The sequence below is a fragment of the Brevibacillus sp. MS2.2 genome, assembly GCF_013284345.1.
Taxonomy (GTDB): Bacteria; Bacillota; Bacilli; order Brevibacillales; family Brevibacillaceae; genus Brevibacillus; species Brevibacillus brevis_C.
In genome coordinates this window covers 175971-194986 of record NZ_JABSUZ010000009.1, presented here as the reverse complement: position 1 = coordinate 194986, position 19016 = coordinate 175971, and the positions used below count along the sequence as shown (strand labels likewise).

19 protein-coding genes are annotated in these 19016 nt (G+C 48.9%); 11 read left to right on the top strand and 8 right to left on the bottom strand.

Annotated elements, in window-relative coordinates; all coding sequences use genetic code 11:
* Nucleotide 1: 1 nt before the first annotated feature.
* Together HP568_RS11245 and HP568_RS11240 are read left to right on the top strand one after the other, a co-directional pair.
* Complete coding sequence (locus tag HP568_RS11245; protein WP_048034548.1) at nt 2–1090, top strand: GerAB/ArcD/ProY family transporter; 1089 nt, start codon at nt 2–4, stop codon at nt 1088–1090.
* A complete protein-coding gene (locus HP568_RS11240; protein WP_173629105.1) occupies nt 1087–2205 on the top strand; it encodes a Ger(x)C family spore germination protein in 1119 nt (372 codons plus the stop codon). Before HP568_RS11245 ends, HP568_RS11240 begins: the two co-directional genes overlap by 4 nt.
* Nucleotides 2206–2228: 23 nt before the next feature.
* On the opposite strand, the gene HP568_RS11235 is transcribed toward HP568_RS11240, so the two are convergent.
* From HP568_RS11235 to HP568_RS11225, 3 genes are all read right to left on the bottom strand, one after another.
* A complete protein-coding gene (locus tag HP568_RS11235; protein ID WP_173629104.1) occupies nt 2229–3758 on the bottom strand; it encodes an aldehyde dehydrogenase family protein in 1530 nt (509 codons plus the stop codon).
* Between the two features lie 6 nt (nt 3759–3764).
* On the bottom strand, nt 3765–4391 hold the full coding sequence (locus tag HP568_RS11230; RefSeq protein ID WP_173629103.1) for a TetR/AcrR family transcriptional regulator: 627 nt from the start codon (nt 4389–4391) through the stop codon (nt 3765–3767).
* Nucleotides 4392–4496: 105 nt separating this feature from the next.
* Nucleotides 4497–5504 carry a M23 family metallopeptidase gene (locus HP568_RS11225; RefSeq protein WP_048034544.1) on the bottom strand — a complete coding sequence of 336 codons (1008 nt, stop codon included), beginning with the start codon at nt 5502–5504 and terminating at the stop codon, nt 4497–4499.
* Between the two features lie 207 nt (nt 5505–5711).
* On the opposite strand from HP568_RS11225, the gene HP568_RS11220 reads away from it, so the two are divergent.
* The 4 genes from HP568_RS11220 to lipA all read left to right on the top strand — a co-directional run bounded on the left by HP568_RS11220 (nt 5712) and on the right by lipA (nt 10722).
* Nucleotides 5712–6263: a DJ-1/PfpI family protein gene (locus tag HP568_RS11220; protein ID WP_015893041.1), complete on the top strand. Its 552-nt coding sequence runs from the start codon at nt 5712–5714 to the stop codon at nt 6261–6263.
* A gap of 135 nt (nt 6264–6398) precedes the next feature.
* Nucleotides 6399–7526 carry a metallophosphoesterase family protein gene (locus HP568_RS11215; protein WP_173629121.1) on the top strand — a complete coding sequence of 376 codons (1128 nt, stop codon included), beginning with the start codon at nt 6399–6401 and terminating at the stop codon, nt 7524–7526.
* Nucleotides 7523–9718, top strand: coding sequence for an ATP-binding protein (locus HP568_RS11210; RefSeq protein WP_173629102.1), 2196 nt, complete (start codon nt 7523–7525; stop codon nt 9716–9718). The genes HP568_RS11215 and HP568_RS11210 overlap by 4 nt, the downstream gene beginning before the upstream one ends.
* A gap of 101 nt (nt 9719–9819) precedes the next feature.
* Complete coding sequence (lipA, locus tag HP568_RS11205) at nt 9820–10722, top strand: lipoyl synthase (RefSeq protein WP_017251375.1); 903 nt, start codon at nt 9820–9822, stop codon at nt 10720–10722.
* Nucleotides 10723–10791: 69 nt separating this feature from the next.
* Here lipA and HP568_RS11200 read toward each other — a convergent pair whose 3' ends face one another.
* Nucleotides 10792–11769, bottom strand: coding sequence for a YhcN/YlaJ family sporulation lipoprotein (locus HP568_RS11200; RefSeq protein WP_053079625.1), 978 nt, complete (start codon nt 11767–11769; stop codon nt 10792–10794).
* Nucleotides 11770–11848: 79 nt separating this feature from the next.
* Here HP568_RS11200 and HP568_RS11195 point away from each other — a divergent pair, with 79 nt between their 5' ends.
* On the top strand, nt 11849–12514 hold the full coding sequence (locus HP568_RS11195; protein WP_048034540.1) for a YutD family protein: 666 nt from the start codon (nt 11849–11851) through the stop codon (nt 12512–12514).
* A gap of 67 nt (nt 12515–12581) precedes the next feature.
* Here HP568_RS11195 and HP568_RS11190 read toward each other — a convergent pair whose 3' ends face one another.
* From HP568_RS11190 to glpX, 3 genes are all read right to left on the bottom strand, one after another.
* Nucleotides 12582–13016 (bottom strand): hypothetical protein, encoded by a 435-nt coding sequence (locus HP568_RS11190; RefSeq protein WP_082517259.1) that lies wholly within the window; start codon nt 13014–13016, stop codon nt 12582–12584.
* 153 nt (nt 13017–13169) lie between these two features.
* The gene (locus HP568_RS11185; protein ID WP_048034538.1) at nt 13170–13439 is read right to left on the bottom strand and encodes a DUF3055 domain-containing protein; all 270 of its coding nucleotides are present in this window, start codon (nt 13437–13439) and stop codon (nt 13170–13172) included.
* Nucleotides 13440–13451: 12 nt separating this feature from the next.
* Nucleotides 13452–14426 (bottom strand): class II fructose-bisphosphatase, encoded by a 975-nt coding sequence (glpX, locus tag HP568_RS11180; protein ID WP_048034537.1) that lies wholly within the window; start codon nt 14424–14426, stop codon nt 13452–13454.
* A gap of 278 nt (nt 14427–14704) precedes the next feature.
* Here glpX and HP568_RS11175 point away from each other — a divergent pair, with 278 nt between their 5' ends.
* The 4 genes from HP568_RS11175 to HP568_RS11160 all read left to right on the top strand — a co-directional run bounded on the left by HP568_RS11175 (nt 14705) and on the right by HP568_RS11160 (nt 18401).
* Entirely contained in the window at nt 14705–15139 is a 435-nt protein-coding gene (locus HP568_RS11175; RefSeq protein WP_048034536.1) for a DUF86 domain-containing protein, read from the top strand.
* 111 nt (nt 15140–15250) lie between these two features.
* Entirely contained in the window at nt 15251–15880 is a 630-nt protein-coding gene (locus tag HP568_RS11170) for a helix-turn-helix transcriptional regulator (RefSeq protein ID WP_007715773.1), read from the top strand.
* A gap of 312 nt (nt 15881–16192) precedes the next feature.
* Nucleotides 16193–17434: a DUF4073 domain-containing protein gene (locus tag HP568_RS11165; protein WP_173629101.1), complete on the top strand. Its 1242-nt coding sequence runs from the start codon at nt 16193–16195 to the stop codon at nt 17432–17434.
* A 187-nt stretch (nt 17435–17621) separates the two neighbouring features.
* The gene (locus HP568_RS11160) at nt 17622–18401 is read left to right on the top strand and encodes a TIGR01457 family HAD-type hydrolase (RefSeq protein ID WP_173629120.1); all 780 of its coding nucleotides are present in this window, start codon (nt 17622–17624) and stop codon (nt 18399–18401) included.
* On the opposite strand, the gene HP568_RS11155 is transcribed toward HP568_RS11160, so the two are convergent.
* Nucleotides 18396–18911 (bottom strand): phosphatidylglycerophosphatase A family protein, encoded by a 516-nt coding sequence (locus HP568_RS11155; RefSeq protein WP_048034534.1) that lies wholly within the window; start codon nt 18909–18911, stop codon nt 18396–18398. The genes HP568_RS11160 and HP568_RS11155 overlap by 6 nt on opposite strands.
* Between the last annotated feature and the right edge of the window lie 105 nt (nt 18912–19016).

Here is a 19016-nt window from a genome sequence, read left to right as displayed (position 1 = left end):
GATGGATCGAGGGAGAATTCACAGCCTGAATCCGATCCTGGTAATCGGATTGATTATGAATACGATGGTGGGGGTTAATTTACTTGGACTGGCTCACCATGCGAGCAAAATGGGCTACAATCTGTGGTGGTCTCCGATTTTGCTGGGATGCATCGTCAGCTTAACGCTATTTCCGATGATGGCCCTGTGCCGACGTTATCCAGATGATAATCTGTTTCGGATTCACGAGAAGCTGTTGGGAAAATGGCTGGGACGCTGTTTCAATATCCTGATTATCGTCTACGCCATTTTAAACGTATCTACCGCCAATGAAGGATACGTCAGGCTGATTCAAACCTCCATGCTGAGCAATCAGACAGCCACACTGCCATTGCTTGGATTGACATTGGTCATGGTCTACATTACGAACGGCGGCATCAAATTGATCGCGCGTTTTTGTCTGCTAACGTTCTTTTTTACGGGCTGGATGGTTTTTCTATTGCAGTACGGCTTTCAAAAGGGAGGATTCACGCATATTTTTCCTCTTTTTAATACAGATTGGCGCAGTATAGCCGAAACGGTGCACAATTCTTACGCGAGCATGCTTGGGTATGAATTGGTCCTGTTTTTCTACCCATATATCCAAGAGAAGAATAAGGCACACAAGCATGTACTGATTGGGGTATGGATCGTGGTTTTGTTGTACGTCATGATCCTGATCACAAGCGTAGCTTATTTTTCTGAATGGCAAATGGACAATCTCATTTATCCCATTTTGAATTTGTTTAAGGCTGTAGAGCTGTCTTTTTTAGAGCGGATCGAAAATCTCGGGATTGGTCTCTGGGTCTTCCTCATTCTCAGCACGAGTACGGGATACTTGTGGGTTGCCCGTACCGGTCTGGAAGAAATGGCAGACAAGACGAAGCTGTGGCATCTGCTTTTACCGACAATCATTTCGTTTCTATTCATTGTGGGGCCATTATCTGTAGAAAAACAACGCTACATTTATGACAAGGTGACTGTTTATATGGCCTATGGATTGATCTTATGGCCGATTTTTTTGTTATTGCTTCATTCCTTGAGGTTCGGTAGAGGAGAGCGGGTATCATGAAGAGGGCGAGCTGGTTCATTGTTACGGTTATCCTTTTGCTCAGCCTTTGCGGTTGTGGGGGAGAACTCGAACGGCCGGCACTGGAAGACATGGCCATGATTGGGGTTATGGGCTTCGATTATGTGGATCGTGAAAAGATTGATGTCACCGTATCAGTACCGGTTCCCTCCAAAAATAAGGAATCTACGCAGGTGTACGCTACGTATGCCTCGATGACGAGCGAGGCAATGCTGAATCTCGCGACAAAAGCAGAGAGGACCATGTCCCTCTCGCAATTACGTGTGATTTTGTTCAGTGAAGAATACGCCCGCAAAGTAGGGATCGGAAAAGTCATTCTTGATCTCTATCGCAATCCGATTGTAGGAGAAAATGTATACATTGCCATCGTAAAAGGAAAAGCGAAAGATGTCATCAAAGGAACCTATAACCACAGGCCGGAAATTAACACGTATTTGAACAACTTGCTCCGTCCGCGAGTAGAAACGGCCTTTTCGTCTTTTGCGACCATTCACGATTTTGTTTTTATGATGACCAGCAACACGATGGACCCCAATCTTCCTTATCTGATCCACAGTGACGGAGAGATTCAGATCACCAAGGCGGCCCTTTTTCGAGTAGACAAGATGATCGGAATGTACTCACAGCGAGAAGGGAAGCTGGTTCAGGGGTTTCTGGGTAGAGAGCGCTTGCCCCGTATGAGCTTCGAATTCCAGCACGAGGCGAAGACAGGTAAAAAACAAACGGAAAAGGTCGTCTTCGATTTTGTGCGGGCAAAAACGAAAGTAAGCAGCAATGGCAGCCTGAAAAAGCCTGTCATCAACATCAAGCTTCGGGTAAGAGGGATGCTAGTGGGCTATTCAGGCAGTAAGGACTTGGAGAAGCGGGCTCAATATCGGACCATGGTTCAAGAGCTTGAGAAACGGATCAAAAAGGAAAGCATGGATATGCTGGTGCGTTTTCAAAAGCAAGGGGTTGACCCGGCGCAGCTCGAGGAGAGTATTCGCCAAAAGTATTATGGCAAGTGGACACGCGAAACGGGTCTCGCCCTTTATAAAAAAGCGAAATTCAATGTCGAGGTTCATGTGGATGTAGTTGGTTTTGGCACACTGAAATAAGGAGTAGCCGTATTCCGGCGTGGTTAGAACAGACGCTTGAATTCGCGCCAGATCGCACCCAAAGTCCGGCGATTTACGTTTTGGAGCTTGCCGTACAACAGGTTCGTCAAACCAATAAAGGTGAGCTCCTGATCTTTCGTATACGGATACCAATTGAACTCACGCTTGCGTTTGCCTGGATCATGGATGACAGAGATGCTGTGCGTAAAGGCTTGCAACCCAGAAGGTCCGCGATAACGGCCGATGCCACTCTGTTTGACCCCGCCAAAAGGAAGATGGGGATTGGCGTAGCTGATAATGACGTCATTGATGCACACATTGCCGCTGTCGAGCTGACGAGCTACGCGATCCGCTTTTGTTTGATCGGCAGACCATACCGAGGCATTCAGCCCGTACGGTGAGCTGTTAGCCAGTCGAACAGCCTCTTCTTCGGTGGCAAAAGTCATGATCGGTAATACTGGACCAAAGGTTTCTTTCCGCATGATTTTCATGTCAGATGTCACGTTTGTGAGAATGGTCGGCGCGATATACATGCTGCCAGTGGAAGGAAGTCCTCCGGTGACTGCGGTCGCGCCCGTAGCCAGTGCTTCGTTTACATGCTCGCGGACAATGCCGATTTGTTGGGAAGACGTCATCGAACCGACCTCGGCCTGATTCGGATAGCTTTGGCGCAATGCTTTTGTCTTTTCAGTAACCAGCTTGAGGAATTCAGGGTATACCTTTTCATGGACAAAAAGCCGTTCAACAGACATACATACCTGTCCGGAGTTCGTAAAAGCCCCCCACACCGCGCCATTTGCTGCCCGCTCCAGATGAGCGTCTTCAAACACGATCATCGGGTCTTTTCCGCCTAGCTCCAGTTCTACTGGGATCAAATGCTCCGACGCTGCCGCCATAATTTTTTTGCCTGTCGCGACAGAGCCTGTGAAAAAGATTTTATCTGGGCGCGCAGCTACCAGCGCCTGTCCAGCTTCGCGTCCTCCATGCAGGACGGTCACGACACCATCCGGCATAGAAACAGCGGAAAACACCTCTTCAATGAGCAGTCCGGTAGAAGCAGTCACCTCGGAAGGTTTTAAAATAACGGTATTGCCTGCTACGAGGGCAGATAATACAGGAATGATGGCAAGTTGAAACGGATAATTCCACGGAGAGATGACCGCGACGACACCCATTGGCTTGTAGTGAATATACGATTTTTTCGGCCACAGCACGATAGAGGTTGGTACCGGCTGATCGGCCAGCATCTGATAAGCATGTTTTTCATAAAAACGAATCGTGTCGACAGTGACGAAAATTTCGGTCATATACGCTTCCAATGTAACTTTTCCGGTAGCCTCACTAATTTTTCGGGCGATTTCTTCGCCGTGATCGACTAAATAGTGCCGCAACCGTGTCAAATAGTCCAGACGCCGAGCCAACGAAGTAGTGGACCAAGCTGGAAAGGCAAGACGCGCACGTGCCATCGCGTCTTCTACTTGTTCTGGAGTCGCTTCCTGTAAAGAGCCAAGTAGCTCACCAGTGGCGGGATTTTGCATGGACATGACTGCCATTATGATTCACCTCGATTCAGAAGATAAAGATTCAGAAGAGAAGAATGTATGCATCAAATGGGCAAAGGCCTGTTCAAAACGGGCAATCGCTTCTTCCGGCTTCTGTAACTCATCGAGCAAAAATTGAATAAGGAATCCGTCGATTGCAGAGTAAATGAGTGAGATGGCATAATCTTCGTCGATGGTCAATGAAGATTGTTCTTCGCGCTGCAATCGTACGAGCATTCGAGAGATGAGCTGATGCAGACGGGACCGAATCCCTTTTACCTGTTCACCAAACGCAGGAACGTACATGGCCTGTACCTGCAAGTCATACCAGAGCCGATGCAGCTTCCGATCCTCTTGTAGACTCCGGCACAAGACACGGGCTAGAGCTGCTGACCATTCGCCAGATGGAGCTGCGAGCACTTCGCGTTCCAACTCCTCCATAAAACGTCCTTTGTAGCTAGAGATTACAGCGAGCAAAAGCTCTTCTTTGCTTGCAAAGTAATAATGCAGAATGCCAAGTGAGACGCCAGATTCCTTGGCAATGTCACGCAAGGAAACATGTGCATACCCTTTTTCAGCCAGACAAGCAGTTGCTTGCTCAATCAAAAATGCCCGTTTTGCTTCGGCTTTTTTCTGGGTAGTCACTTTTTCACCTCTTTTTTGGACGACTGTCCAGTTTTTCTGCTTTTATTGTATTTTTACGAAAGATGTCTGTCAATGAAAAGAGCTGCCCATAAAAAAGAAGCGGCTTCATTGCCGCTTCTTTTGCCGCTCCCAGCGTCGTAAATATGGATACGGATCAAATGACCAATCTGCTCCACCTGTTTCCCGATACATACCGTAGTGCAGATGGGGAGGGAATTTGCCTGAGGTGCCGGGCTTCCCATATCCAGAGCTGCCGATATATCCAAGGACTTCACCCGGCTCCACGATGTCACCCGGCTTCAACCCCTTTTTAAACGAGGACAGATGGGCAAAGTAATGGTACACATTGCCCATGTCACGCATGCCGATTCGCCATCCGCCATACCTGTTCCAGCCGATTACTTCGATGACTCCGTACGCTGTGCTGAGTACAGGGGTGCCGTGACTCGCAAAAATATCGGTCCCCTCGTGGATACGACGCCCACCCCAACCGCGTGGAGCCCCCCATGTACTGCGGTAGCTGTAATCGTACCTCGCGGGGATAGGAAAATGCCGCTCATCTAGGTCCAGGTGTTGATACTTTGCATACACCTGCGCGAACTGCCTGATCGTCTTCACGGAACGATCCCGCTGGTAGTACGACCAGAGACCAATTTGCCAATCCTCGTGGGAGAATCCGTATTGGGATAGGTAGTGAATGAAGGTCGTGAGTGCATCAAGATCGTTGTGACGATCTGCGACACCATCGCCATCTCCATCCATCCCCATGCCTTCAAAAAATTGAATGGATACCGGATTCGTATCCTCTGCATCAGGATTGAATGCACCTGCCCAACGTTCGCTTGGAATGTCCACAGCCGTTAGTCGCGAAACGTTTTCTTGCTCCTGCTTTTTCCGGCGTATTTTCATGGTTCGCTCGTATTGATCAATGGCTGCTAAATAATTCCACGGAATACCATACATTGATTCCAAGCGCAAAAAAACTTGCAAGCGCTCTTGAAGAACCGGGTCTTGCTTATTGGCGGACGGAGCAATTCCGGCGACGGATTCTAGTGGTGAAATAGCTGCAACCACGCACAAGCTGATCTGAATGATTAGGCGGAAAACTCGCATGCCGTCTCCCTCCAGCCTCGTAGTCTTTTGTTGTAGTTTCTACCAGTTGGAGTGGATTATCCAAGATACTTTTGGAAAGCTTTTTGGCAATTATTGAGGAAAGTTTTGTAAATTTGCAGGAAAGGAGGCAGGAGCACACCGTACAGCCAAAGAATTGAAATCAGGAGGAGTGTATTCCTTAAAAAATCGACCTGAGGAGGCTGTGTGATGAGCAAAAAAGTGTTGATTGTAACAGGTGACGCTGTAGAGGCACTGGAGGTTTTCTATCCGTATTACCGGTGCTTGGAAGAAGGGTATGAAACGGTTATTGCAGCACCAAGCGTGAAAACCCTGCACACCGTTTGCCATGATTTCGAAGCACACAGTGAGACATACACAGAAAAGCCAGCTTATCAGCTTCCCGCCCATGTTGCATTCTCAGACATTAACCCTGAGGCGTTTGACGCCTTGATTATTCCGGGTGGACGAGCACCTGAGCATATCAGGCTCAATGAACACCTGAAGCCGATTGTGGCGCACTTTTTCGAGACGAACAAGCCAGTCGCAGCCATCTGCCATGGCTCTCAAGTATTGACCATTGTTCGCGAGCACTTAGCTGGACGTGAAATCACAGCTTATCAGGCATGCAGACCCGATGTAGAAGCGTGCGGAGCGATCTACCAAACAGAAACACTCCATGTCGATGGCAATCTTGTTTCCGGACATGCATGGCCAGACTTGCCAGGCTTCATGCGTGAATTCCTCCATTTGCTCAAGTGAAAACCAATACTCCAAACTTCCGTCATTGCTGGCGGAAGTTTTTTCGTTCTGACAGATGCTTTTCATCCAGCCTTTTCCTCTGTATCATAAAGGGAAAGTATGTTCGTCTGTTTCATGTGAGGAGTGAAATTGGTCGTGCTGTCATTTATTCATACAGCGGATGTCCATCTGGATGCGCCGCTTCAAATGTTGGGGGAGCGTTACGAGCTGCGTCAGGATGATTTTCGTCAAACGATGAAAAGAATCCGTGACCTTGTTCAGCAAAAGGGAGCAGACTTCTGGCTCATTGCCGGAGATTTGCTGGAGTACCACGGGGGAAGACGATCAACTGCGATGTTTTTACGTGATCTGTTTGCCAGTATCGCACCAATCCCTGTTGTGATCGCACCTGGCAATCACGATCCGTGGCGAGCAGATTCGTTTTATCAAACATTGGAATGGCCAGGAAACGTCTACTGGTTTACACCGGAGTGGGGTGTGTATGAATTTCCCGAAAAGTCGTGCGTGATCTACGGCTGGGGCTTCGGGCAGCCACATGTGTATGAATCGCCACTCGATACGTTTCCAGGCAAATTGGAAGGGTATGCCCATCATCTGATGGTTCTGCATGCCAGTGTGCTTTCCAATTCAGGTGACGAAGAGCATCATCCGTATGCGCCTGTAACCTTGCAGCAGCTCGTACAGACGGGCATGGACTATGTTGCGATGGGACATATCCACAAGCCAGAGCAATTCATGCATCCTGTCAAAAAACAACCGTTCGCAGCTTACCCAGGCTCTCCAGAAGGATTGACGAGTAAGGAAGCGGGAGAGCGAAACGTTTTGTATGGAGAGCTGGGTCATGACGGCAGATTGCAGCTCACGGCGATTCCTGTCCAGTCACGCAAAATTCGAAAGCTGGAAATCGAAGGGAAAGGAGTCGAAACCACTGAGCAGCTCATTGACAGGATGGAGCAGCAACTCGCTGAGGAAAAGGATTCCGATCTGATGTACATCACGCTGACAGGAGAACGTGCTGCGCATTTTCAGCCTCCATTGTCCGTTCTTCAACAACGATTTTCCCGTTTTTTTGTGCTGCAGTTGACAGACCGGACCTGGCCTGATGTGGATGAGGACAAGCTGATCGCAGAGGGTGGCGTTTGGGGGAGATGGCTTTCCAAGCTGGCAGAGGCAGAGTCCCGTGCGCAAAATGAGGACGAGCGAGAAATCGTCAGGCTAGCCAAGCAAGAGGCTTTGGCGCGGATTGGGGGGACCATTCGATGAAAATAGAGGAGCTAGTGCTGAGGGGCTTCGGAAAATGGCAGGATGCTACTTTTCGTTTTGCTCCAGGCATCAATCTGTTTTATGCCCCCAATGAGTCAGGAAAATCAACGATCCTACAAGGTATTTTCGCTGCCTTGTATGGAATGAAGCGCGATTACGTCAAATCAGCCCGCTATTTGCCTGAATATGAAAAATACCGTCCGTGGCAGAGTGGCTCGTATGAAACGATCATTTCGTACAAATTAGCGGGGAAAACCTATCGCCTGCATCGCCAGTTAACGAAGGAACGGGAGGAGGCGCGCCTCTTTTTGGACCCCGAATGGACGGAAATGACTGATCTATATCTGGAAGACAGACGCAAGGAACGGAATTTTATCGAAAAGCATACGGGCCTTACACGAAGTCTATTTACGGATTTGACTTGGATCAGGAGGGAACCGCTTCAGGCGGCTGAACATTTGATTCCGACTTTTACGACTGCGGAAGAAGCCAATCCGGCTGTCCAACAAATTTTGGCGGAGCTGGATCGGGAGGTTGCCCTCATCGGCAAAAAAGAACGGGCCGAAAATACCCTTTTGGGAAAAGCCGCTACGAAGGTGGCCCAAAAAGAGCAGGAGAAGGAAAGTGCAAAAGCAGCGTGGCGAACGATCAGCCAACTGACGCTGCAAATAGCGGAAGCCACAGAAGAATGTCAGCAATTAGAGCAGCGGCGGAGCCGATTGCAGCAGCGTCTGGAGCGCTCAACCGGACAAGCAAAAGCGTTGCAGGAACGCTGGCAACGAAGCCATGCTCCTGTCAGTCAACAAGACTGGGCGTGGTGGGAGCAAACAGCTCGCTCTGAGGCTGAGTTAGCTATTCACGAAGAGGCAAGACGCGGTTTCACTCATGTAAACATGCCGACGGATGCTGTACAACAGGGTGATGAACGTCTCATTCCCTTACAACATGATTATGAAAAAGGCACACAATGGCTCAAGCAGCGAGAAGCATTGCATGTTCGTTTGGCGACCCTGGCTGTATCCGCCCTTTCTACAAGTCCGCGAAGTACTGCCTCACGCAGCTCCCGACAAGGCAATCAGGCGAAAAGGAAGCGGGGAGCTGTACTCATGTGGGGCGGCGCAGGGATACTGTCTGTTCTCGGGGGAATCGGCTTTGTGAGTGGACATCCCGTTCTGGGAGGAATTTCTGTGACTGCTGCTTTGTTGCTGTTCGGCTTTGGGGTTTTCTTGCTCCGAGTAAAAGGGAGTACGGTCGGAGCTAAACAGGCAGCGGATCATGATACGGTACAGGAAAGTCAAAGGGTACAAGAAGAGATCGCTTCACTCGATGCTGAACTCGCCACACTCGTTCAGCGATGGGGTGCGAGTAATTGGGATACATTTTTGGAAAGACGGGAAGAGCTACTGAAAAGCACACGCAAGCAACAATCTGAGCAGCTTCTATCGGAGATGGCCAAAACGAAGCAGGAGGCCGATTTGTCTGCAAGCTGGGGTGAGGCACTTCGGACCTTGCTGGATCAGGAAAAAAACGCGCTTGAGACGGAGCAAGGCAAATTGCGCATCGAGATGGTGGAGATTGAGGAAAGACTACAGGAACTGCGTGAACAAATAGCCAGAGGAAATGGGGAGATGGCGGTTCATGAAAGCCTGTCATTAGCTCGCGCGACTGATGAGCTTGAGGAAGCCCAGGCAGCACTTCGTCAGCTACAAAATAAGCGAGATGCCCTTCAATTGGCTCGGGAAATGCTGCAAGAGTCAGTAGGGGAATGGCGGCGGGATAGTACACCTGCTGTGAACCAGCAGGCTTCGGAGATCATCGAGCATATTACAGGGGGAGCGTATCGGGATGTCAGACTCGATCCCCGTGACGGATTTGCCGTCCGTTTGCTGGAACCGACCAAGCAAATGGTGCTCGAACAGGATCAATGTTCTACAGGGACTATTGATCAGCTATACCTTGCCCAACGTTTGGCCTTGGTGCATCATGCCAAGCAGTCGGAGCCATTGCCGCTCTTTTTCGATGATCATTTTGTCCATTATGATGACGAGCGCCTGCGTCGAACGCTTGACTATATAGCGATGCTGGCACAAGAACAGCAAGTGTTTCTCTTCACCTGTCATGAGCGAGAGCTGCGCATGCTTGCGCCATTGCTGCGTCAAGGGAACCGTCATGCCGTGCATCGGATCGGGTAATTGTTTCCGGGGGAGGAAAGAGGTTGCCCCTCCGAAATCCAACCTCTATAATGGAGATTGTTATTGTCTTGTACCATGATGTCACATGAGGAGTGAGCCCTATGACGCAACGCAAGCCGGAGTGGCTCAAGATCAACCTTGTTTCAGGATCAGAACTAGCCAGCTTTAAAGAGCTTAAGCAAACCATGCGCACGAAGACGCTACATACCGTTTGTGAAGAAGCAAAATGCCCCAACATTCATGAATGCTGGGCAAGCGGTACAGCAACTTTCATGATTTTGGGTGATATATGTACCCGTGCCTGTCGGTTTTGTGCAGTAAAAACTGGACTACCAACGGAGCTGGATACAGCTGAACCAGAACGTGTAGCAGAAGCAGCCGAACAAATGCGTTTGAAGCATGTCGTTGTTACTTCCGTTGCTCGTGATGATTTGGCAGATGGAGGCGCACAGATTTTTGCCGATACGATTCGTGCGATTCGTCGTCGACTGCCATTTGCCTCCGTAGAAGTATTGATTCCTGATTTTATGGGGAACTGGGATGCGTTAAAAGTGGTCATGGACGCAAAGCCTGACGTACTAAACCACAACATTGAGGCGGTTCGCAGGATGTCAGATCGCGTACGGGCAAGAGCCAAATACGATCGGACGCTGGAACTGTTGAAAAAGGCGAAGGAATTCCAGCCGAGCATTCCGACCAAGTCCAGCCTGATGATTGGTGTAGGGGAGACAATGGAGGAAATCATCGAAACGATGGATGACCTGCGTTCTGTCGACGTCAACATCATGACGATTGGCCAGTACTTGCAACCGACCAAGAAGCATTTGAAGGTAGAAAAGTTTTACCATCCAGATGAATTCGCTCACTTGAAGGATGAAGGCATGAAACGTGGCTTTAGTCACGTGGAGTCAGGTCCATTAGTACGCAGCTCGTATCACGCTCACGAGCAGGCGAGTGCCGCAAAGGAAACGATTGCGAAAGAATCTATGCCAAAAGCGCAATAATAAGTAACCCCCTCAACCGCCCATACGAGCGGAAAAGAGGGGGTTTTTCACTACATGGGGGAGAGGGCTTTAGCGACTGGTTGTAGCTTTGTGAGTTGACACGTTATGGGATGTTCCACCCATACGCTTGATAAGCGTATCAATGCTTTTCGCATCTTCTGTACGCGCTGTACTCACGTTGCTGGAGCGGCTTGCTACACGAGCGATTTCTTGGATGTCATTCGGATTATCGGTAACATACACTTTGTAATAGCGTGGTGAAACCGATTCGGCGTTCATTTTTGCCTGTTTTTTCGCTGTGTGCGCATCTGCTCCTTGTGTGTGCACACCTACAAAAACTTCTTTATCCGTTACCAAGACCGTAGAACGCTGAACGCCAGGGCAACTTGCAGTGACATTCCCTACAGCTTTTGCCAATGCATCACGGTCTACGTAGACATTTGTTACACTGGCGGTTTTCATATGCTGACGGTCAGTCTGCGCATAGCCCATGTGTGGCATTCCGGTTTGCATGACTCCTGCTCCACCGCGGTTCCAAGCATGCTGTTGATAAATGGAATGGTGTCTTCCGGTCGGAGTATTGTAAACACCTGCTGTACCCATACCTGCTTTATGATCCGTAAAGGCATTGTACGGTCTCATACCGCTTGTGTAGGCGTTGTAGTTGTTTACATTTGCATGTGGATAGGCACCATTTGGATATACACCATAGTTAATCCCAGCATTGTTGGTCAGACCCATGCCATTACGGACGTGAAGTCCATCACGTGTTCCGTCATAGTTGCGGGTATGAAGCCCGTCGAAATTAGTGGTGCTTGTACCAGTGTAATTACGAGTGTGATGATACCCGTCGATGTTCGTCGAGCGCATGCCATCGTAGTTACGGACGTGCATTCCATCAAAATTTCGAACGTGCGGAGCAGACTGGTACGACATCGTCTTGTTCGGATGCGTGTAATTAGGCGCAGCATTATTTGCACAACCAGAAGCCAAGAGCACAATACCTGCAATTGCAGGATACAACCATGTCTTTTTCAATGGTAACACCCCCTACACGATAGAATGTCCAAAGGGACAGGTCAGTTATCGTGGGAAATTTAGCTCATGTTGCGTGAAATATGATAAGATGGACGTAGTATACATGCGTAAGGAGGAAGCGAGTTTGATTCGCACGCAAGCCGGTACTTATGAAGTCATGGAAGTAAATCGAGACGGCTGGAACCTTGAAGCGTTCAAGGAGCGCTATAGCGATATCCTCGACAAGTACGATTATATTGTAGGGGACTGGGGCTATGGTCAGCTTCGTCTTCGTGGGTTTTATACTGACGCTAATCGCAAAGTACCGTTCGAGCAGCGGATCGCCGCTTTGGATGAGTACCTGCATGAGTTCTGCAATTTTGGTTGTCCGTACTTCGTTTTGCGCAAGGTAAAAGCAAACGTTGGCAACGGTGACGACCAAAGCGGGCAAGACGAAGCTGCCTTTGATGTCATCATTGATATTCGTCAGGACATTCCCCGTGAAGAGGGTGGCTCTTCGCCCTATGTAGAACGAAAAGAGCGCAGACGCTATCACCCGCGTCAAAATAAACAGGATCGCCAGAACAATGCTGGCGCTGATCGTAACGGGGCGGGGAGAAACGAGCGCGGGGAGAAGCCAAAGTTTCAAAAGGATCGACCCGATAAAAACGGCAAGGATGCAAACTCACGAGAGCGACGTCCCAATCAATTGAAACCCAATCGCGAACGCGATAAAGTCCCAACAGGACCAAATACACCAAAGCGTGATTCCTAAAAATGAATCAAAATAACCGAAGCATAAAAAAGAGCCCTGTATCTCAGGGCTCTTTTCGTTTCTCGATCTAAAAACCACCGGGTCCGCCGAAACCACCGGGTCCGCCGAAACCACCGGGTCCACCGAAACCACCGGGTCCTCCAAAACCACCGGGTCCACCAAAACCACCAGGTCCACCAAAGCCGCCGGGTCCACCCCAACCAGGCCAGCCCCATGTGGGCCAATAGCCAGGCCAGCATGTATTGCATCCCCACCAAGGATATGGTTGTGGGACGACAACGACTTCAGGACCTCGTCTTCTACGGAAAAAGACTGGATGTGCCTGATCTTCTGGAATGTATCGAAAATCCTGGTCTGCTGGGTAATAGGGAGGTTGGTCATATTGTGCAGGAACAAATTGGTTTTGGTCGTATTCGTTTGGATCGTATTGAGTTTGATCATATTGAGTTTGATCGTATTGGTTTTGGTCGTATGAGCTTTGGTCGTATGGATAAGATTGCATGATGCGAATCGCACTCCTCTCGTTATCTGTCTGTGCATCTGTGCAGTAGCAGTATACGAGGCATACGCCTGTAAGGAGCATTGTCCAGCAGGAAATGGGCGGGGGGCTACAAATAAAAAAAGGAAGAGCCCGCAATCGCTCTTCCTTTGGTAATTAAATGGCTGCTTCCAAAAATGCTTTCAATTCTTCTGCTTCACGCTCATTCAAGTTGAACGCGAATTCCAGATAGCCTTCTTCTTCCAGATCATCATGTCCAATAATAGCGGAGCGTCCATTTTGAATATTAATGACAATCGCCTTCCCATAAAAACGGTTGGTCGTTGTAATCGCGAGGTCAAAACGCGTAGCTTCACCTGTGAAGCTGACAAAGCGCGTTCGAGTATCCTCAGCTTCGTCGTACAAGTAGAACAAATCATTTGCCATATAAGTATCCCTCTACTTCCATAAAAGATTTGGTTTGTGTTCGGTATTGTGTACAGCGCGGACAAAGCGAATGGTTTTGGTTTTGGCACGCATGACGATCGAATGAGTTTCCACCATATCATCACCGAGATAGCGCACGCCTTGCAACAGCTCTCCATCAGAGACACCCGTTGCTGCAAAAATGGCGTCGTCCCCTTTGACCAGATCGTTCAGCGTCAAGAGCTGCTCCGGATTGACGAGCCCCATTTTGATGCAGCGCTCGCGCTCGCTGTCGTTTTGCGGCTTGAGCTGGGCTTGCATGTCGCCACCCAGGCACTTGATCGCCGCAGCACTGATCACGCCCTCTGGCGCACCACCGATACCCAGGAACAGGTCAATCCCTGTATGCGGCAGACAAGCAGCAATCGCAGCACCCACATCGCCATCTCCAAAAAGCTTCACTCGCGCACCCTTTTCACGAATGGCGTCAATAATCGCCTGGTGGCGGTCGCGTTCCTGAATAATGACGGTCACATCTTGCACGCGCTTGTTGTTTGCTTTTGCTACAACCTCTATCATTTTATCCACGGGATCGTAAAGGTTGATTAGTCCGGCAGCTCGTTTGCCGACGGCCATTTTCATCATGTACATGTCTGGTGCATGCAACAGTGTACCACGGTCGCCAATGGCGATAACAGACATGGCATTGTTGTGACCCTTGGCGACAATCGTCGTTCCTTCAAGCGGATCAACCGCCACATCTACCTCAGGACCGCCTGCTTCCGGGTTACCGAGCTTTTCACCGATATAGAGCATGGGGGCCTCATCCAGTTCACCTTCGCCAATGACGACGGTACCCCTCATGTTGATCGTGTCAAACATGGCGCGCATGGCGCTGGTCGCTGCTCCATCTGCTTCATTCTTTTTCCCGCGTCCCATCCAGTGAGAAGAGGCGAGTGCAGCCATTTCCGTTACCCGCACAATTTCCAGAGCCAATTCGCGTTCCACAGTGTGTTCCTCCCCTTATGCTTGCCGGCAAAAATTCACCCCATCATTGTAACATAAAGTGAACGATCAAAAAGTCGTCTTTTCAGCACCAAAAGACGAACGTGATTCGTGACAGGTCGTACAAATTTGGTATACTGAGGGATGAAAAGAGGTGAAACCGGTGAGCAATTCCTATTTGCAGGAAGGGGAATTGGTGCTTCTCGTCCTGGTGCTAACATTTGTGTTTACCGTTTACTACTCAAAACGCAAATCAAAAAAGCGAAAGTAAGGAGAAATATATGTACGACGTGAATACAAAGCGAATCGACCAAGTATTGGAACATATGTCTCGTATGCTTGATCTGTTGGACAAGCTCAGCGAACGAGGAGCCAAAGCCGTTTTGGCAGATGAAGTTGCTGTTGCAGCGATGGAGCGAGCCCTGCACTTGTCTATCGAAGGAATAGTGGATGTCGGAAACGCGCTGATCGACGGATTCATTATGCGAGATCCAGGCAGCTACAGCGACATCGTGGAAATTTTGCGGGATGAGCAAGTCATCACGGATGAACAGGCTTTGATCCTGACACGTGTAACTGATTTCCGCAAGCACCTGGTCAATGATTATACAAGTGTGCCGGTCAATGAGATGTACAGCCTGGTAGAAGAGGCTGCCGGTACCATTCGTCAGTTTGAGCCACAGGTGAGAGCGTTCCTGAAAAAAGAACTGTTTTAAAAAGTGCTTTCAATCCATCACCAACGTAGCGGATATTTTATACAAAAGACTTTCGTTTGTTTACTAAAACGTCTTCATCCACTACAATAGGGAGAAAGGACGGTGATACGTATGACAAACGAAGGAACGTCCACTCGTGATCAAATCCTGCACATGCTCAAGGTCAAAGGTTCACTCCCTGTCAGCGACATGGCCGTCGAGCTAGGGATTACGGAAATGGCGGTTCGACGTCATTTGAACACCCTGGAGAGAGATAATTTGATCAAGTCTACGCTTGTTCGCCAAGCGATGGGGCGCCCAACGAATGTTTATTCATTGTCGCAGGAAGCAGACGAACTGTTCCCGCGCAATTATTCTCATTTGACATTAGATTTTTTACAGGACATAAAGGAAATCGACGGTTTGTCCAAAATAGAGATGCTATTTAGACGCCGCGAGAATCGCTTGGAGGAGACTTATCGCTCCCACATGCAAGGTGACTTGGAAAATCGTGTAGCCAAGCTGGCCGAGCTGCAAAACGATAAAGGCTACATGGTGGAATGGGAAAAGGACGAAAATGGAGACGGTTATCGGATTCAGGAGTTCAATTGCCCAATCTCGCAAGTAGCCCGTGAATTCAACCAAGCGTGTAGCTGTGAGCTTTCCTTGTTCCGCCGGGTTTTGAATGCCAATGTCGAGCAAACCACGTGCATGGCAAAAGGCGGAGACAAATGCGTGTTTCACATCAAAGAAGCGAAATAAGCTAGCCATAACGAAAGTCCACTCGAGTTGGGTGGATTTTTTTCTTTTGTTTACAAGATTTCCACGGCACAGGATTCGGTTAGGGTCCTGTGTCTTTTTTTCTATACTCAGGCAGGCATTAAGTACCTTTTTGCTCCATTCTAGCAATCTTAATGTTGGTTTAATGTTTTCTTTATGTTGGACATCTACTATTTATAGTGTAAAGAAACAACAAAACACACAGAAAAACAATGAGAAGGCGGGGTGGTATCAGGTTAACATTGGTAATTCGTATGGGCGTCGTGACGAAAAACAGATGAGGAGAGATCCGTAATGAAAAAAATGGTATCAAGTATCGCTGCTTCTGCCATCTTGTTGGGTGGAATTCTGCCAGTCGTTGATTCCGCTCATGCAAAAGACAACTTTTCTGAAAAAAAGATGACGATGACCTTTGACGTGATCAGTGACATCCAGGGAGACCTCCGAGATTTTGATCACGTTTTGCAAGACATCCATGAGGAAAATCCAAAGTCCGAAGCGCTGATCATTAACGGTGATATTACTCCTCGCGGTTACGATTTTGAATATCAAGCCGTGCAAGATGTGCTCGATAAAAATCCTCATCCTGAAAACGTGTGGTACAGCATCGGTAATCATGAGTTTTATGTGCCGAAGTGGAAAAATCCCCAAACGCTTGCACAAAGTAGCTGGCCAAACGGCACAACGGAAGAAGAGTTGTTCGATAACTTTTACCAATTTAGCGGAGAAGACAAAGTCTATCACCAAAAAGAAATCAATGGATATCCCTTTCTCTTCCTCGGTACAGAAAAATACATGAAATACCACGATCCAAAATTGTGGGATGAAGTATACATGAGCGACGAGCAACTGGATTGGCTGAAGGATAATCTGAAGCGTTATAGCAAGAAGGACAAGAATAAGCCCATTTTTGTATTCTCCCATCATGTGCTCCCGGACAGTATCTCGGGCTCCAGACAAAATCCATACAAGAACGATTACCTGAATGTGGACAAGCTCCTTGACATCTTGAAAGACTATCCGCAAGTTGTTTTCTTCTCAAGCCACACCCATTGGGACCTGAACCTGCCGGACTGGGCAGGCAAAAAGAAAGTCAAAGGCGGAGACAAACGCGGCTTTACCGTCGTAAACACGGCTGGCATTGAAACGGGATGGATGTCAGCCGGTCCAGACGGGGGCGAAAAGGTCACGCCGGATGGAGGGGCTTTCAAGCAAGGGCTACGCTTGCAAGTGTACGGTAATGATGTCGTCATCCAAGCATATGACTACCAACACGACAAAGTAATTAAGAAGCTCGGCATCCGTAATGGAAAAATCGAGCAGTTGCCGCCGGATGTACAGGCGGATGATGATAATAATGTGCTTGTCAACGCGACGCAATATATGGAGTACGCAGTTGGCAAGCAAAAAAACTGGCGGGATTTTGATCCCGAAAATCCACCGACATTTCCAGGAAACCAGGTCGTGTATGTCCGTCATAAAGGGGAAATGAACCTGGAAGACGGCACGCCAATCATGGTCAAATTCAAAAAATAACGGGACTGACGTGGATTGTTCGGCTGGTTAGAATTGTGGCGATGAGAGAAAGAGACGATTTAGACAAAAAGCAGGAAGCGGTGGAAGACCGTTTCCTGTTTTTTTGCGATAGGAAGGACGAAGGTTTACACTAAGAGGGGAGAGCTTGTACAACCGGCTTACGACAACAGATGGGAGATGGACCAAAGTGAAGCAATATAAAGGCTACTTGCTTGATCTGGATGGGACGATTTATCGGGGAAAAGAAGCGATTCCGGGAGCCGCAGCATTCATCACCCACTTAAAAACACATCAGATTCCGTATTTGTTCCTGACCAACAATTCTTCAGCCTCTGCACAGCACGTCGCAGAACGGTTGGTAGCAATGGGTATAGAAGCACAGGCTCGGGACGTGTATACCACAAGCATGGCGACCGCTACCTATTTACGAGAGCAGGCACCAGCGGGTACACGCGTCTACGTGATTGGAGAGGCAGGCTTGCATGATCAGCTGACGGATGCAGGCTATGTGATTACAGAAGAAGATCCGGCTTATGTCATTGTCGGGATTGACCGGGCTTTTACATATGAAAAGCTGGCGATCGCCGCGCGCGCGATCCGTGCAGGAGCCACTTTTATCGCTACAAATGCAGATGCAGCCCTGCCAACGGATGCCGGTCTGTTCCCCGGCAATGGTTCACTGGTGGCAGCCGTCTCAGTTGCGTCGTCGACCAAACCAATCGTGATGGGCAAACCAGAGTCTATCATCGTCCGTTACGCGCTGGATCAGCTTGGTACTGCTGCGGCAGACACGCTGATTGTCGGGGACAATTTATATACGGACATTGAGGCAGGTGCCAACAGCTGCTTGGACAGCCTACTTGTTTTGACAGGCTATTCCACGCGCGAAGAAGCAGACAAGCATCACGCTGCGCCTACCCATATTGCGGCAGATTTGCCTGAATGGCAGCAACGAATCTCATTATGATTCTGCGCATTCCTCCTGCTGCTTCTGGCGGTGGGCAATACGACTGGAGGCGGCGGCTGCGACCGCACCGACGAGGTCGTCCAAAAAAGTATGGACACCATTACGCTTGTCGTTGAGATCGGCGAGCTTGCCGTGCTTTAGCTTGTCTACATAACCAAAGTTGGTGAATCCGATGCTCCCGTATAGGTTGACGATGGCGAGGGCGAGTACCTCGTCTATACCATATAGAGGCTCATCTGCTTCAATAATCGCCTGAAGCGGAGGCAGTAGCTGCTTTTGTTCGGCGAAGATGTCGAGTTGAATCCCGGTCAGTAACGCGTTTTGGACCTCGCGTTTTTTCAAGACAGCAGCAACACTGTCCAGACAAATGTCCAAGGTGATGTCCGGGATGTATTTTGACTGTAGGAACATGACAATTTCAGCAATGTCGTTCATACTGACTCCTCGTTTTTCCAACAGCTCAATCACGAAGTCCAGACAACTCTCGCTATTTAGTGGATGCTCACCCATGCTTGTCGTTCCTCCTTTTTAACGTGCGTGTTCAGAAAGCCGACTTTTCAGCCACCGGAAAGTCGGCATGAATGTATCTAGTATCTGCATACAGATAGGCACCTA

Excerpts from the sequence above, each read along its gene's own strand:
- HP568_RS11220 (WP_015893041.1), top strand. The coding sequence starts at position 5,712 with ATGAGCAAAAAAGTGTTGATTGTAACAGGTGACGCTGTAGAGGCACTG.
- HP568_RS11170 (WP_007715773.1), top strand. The coding sequence starts at position 15,251 with ATGACAAACGAAGGAACGTCCACTCGTGATCAAATCCTGCACATGCTC.
- HP568_RS11225 (WP_048034544.1), bottom strand. The coding sequence starts at position 5,504 with ATGCGAGTTTTCCGCCTAATCATTCAGATCAGCTTGTGCGTGGTTGCA.
- HP568_RS11240 (WP_173629105.1), top strand. The coding sequence starts at position 1,087 with ATGAAGAGGGCGAGCTGGTTCATTGTTACGGTTATCCTTTTGCTCAGC.
- HP568_RS11245 (WP_048034548.1), top strand. The coding sequence starts at position 2 with ATGGATCGAGGGAGAATTCACAGCCTGAATCCGATCCTGGTAATCGGA.
- HP568_RS11195 (WP_048034540.1), top strand. The coding sequence starts at position 11,849 with ATGGACGTAGTATACATGCGTAAGGAGGAAGCGAGTTTGATTCGCACG.
- HP568_RS11175 (WP_048034536.1), top strand. The coding sequence starts at position 14,705 with ATGTACGACGTGAATACAAAGCGAATCGACCAAGTATTGGAACATATG.
- HP568_RS11155 (WP_048034534.1), bottom strand. The coding sequence starts at position 18,911 with ATGGGTGAGCATCCACTAAATAGCGAGAGTTGTCTGGACTTCGTGATT.
- HP568_RS11165 (WP_173629101.1), top strand. The coding sequence starts at position 16,193 with ATGAAAAAAATGGTATCAAGTATCGCTGCTTCTGCCATCTTGTTGGGT.
- lipA (WP_017251375.1), top strand. The coding sequence starts at position 9,820 with ATGACGCAACGCAAGCCGGAGTGGCTCAAGATCAACCTTGTTTCAGGA.
- HP568_RS11210 (WP_173629102.1), top strand. The coding sequence starts at position 7,523 with ATGAAAATAGAGGAGCTAGTGCTGAGGGGCTTCGGAAAATGGCAGGAT.
- HP568_RS11190 (WP_082517259.1), bottom strand. The coding sequence starts at position 13,016 with ATGCAATCTTATCCATACGACCAAAGCTCATACGACCAAAACCAATAC.
- HP568_RS11235 (WP_173629104.1), bottom strand. The coding sequence starts at position 3,758 with ATGGCAGTCATGTCCATGCAAAATCCCGCCACTGGTGAGCTACTTGGC.
- HP568_RS11185 (WP_048034538.1), bottom strand. The coding sequence starts at position 13,439 with ATGGCAAATGATTTGTTCTACTTGTACGACGAAGCTGAGGATACTCGA.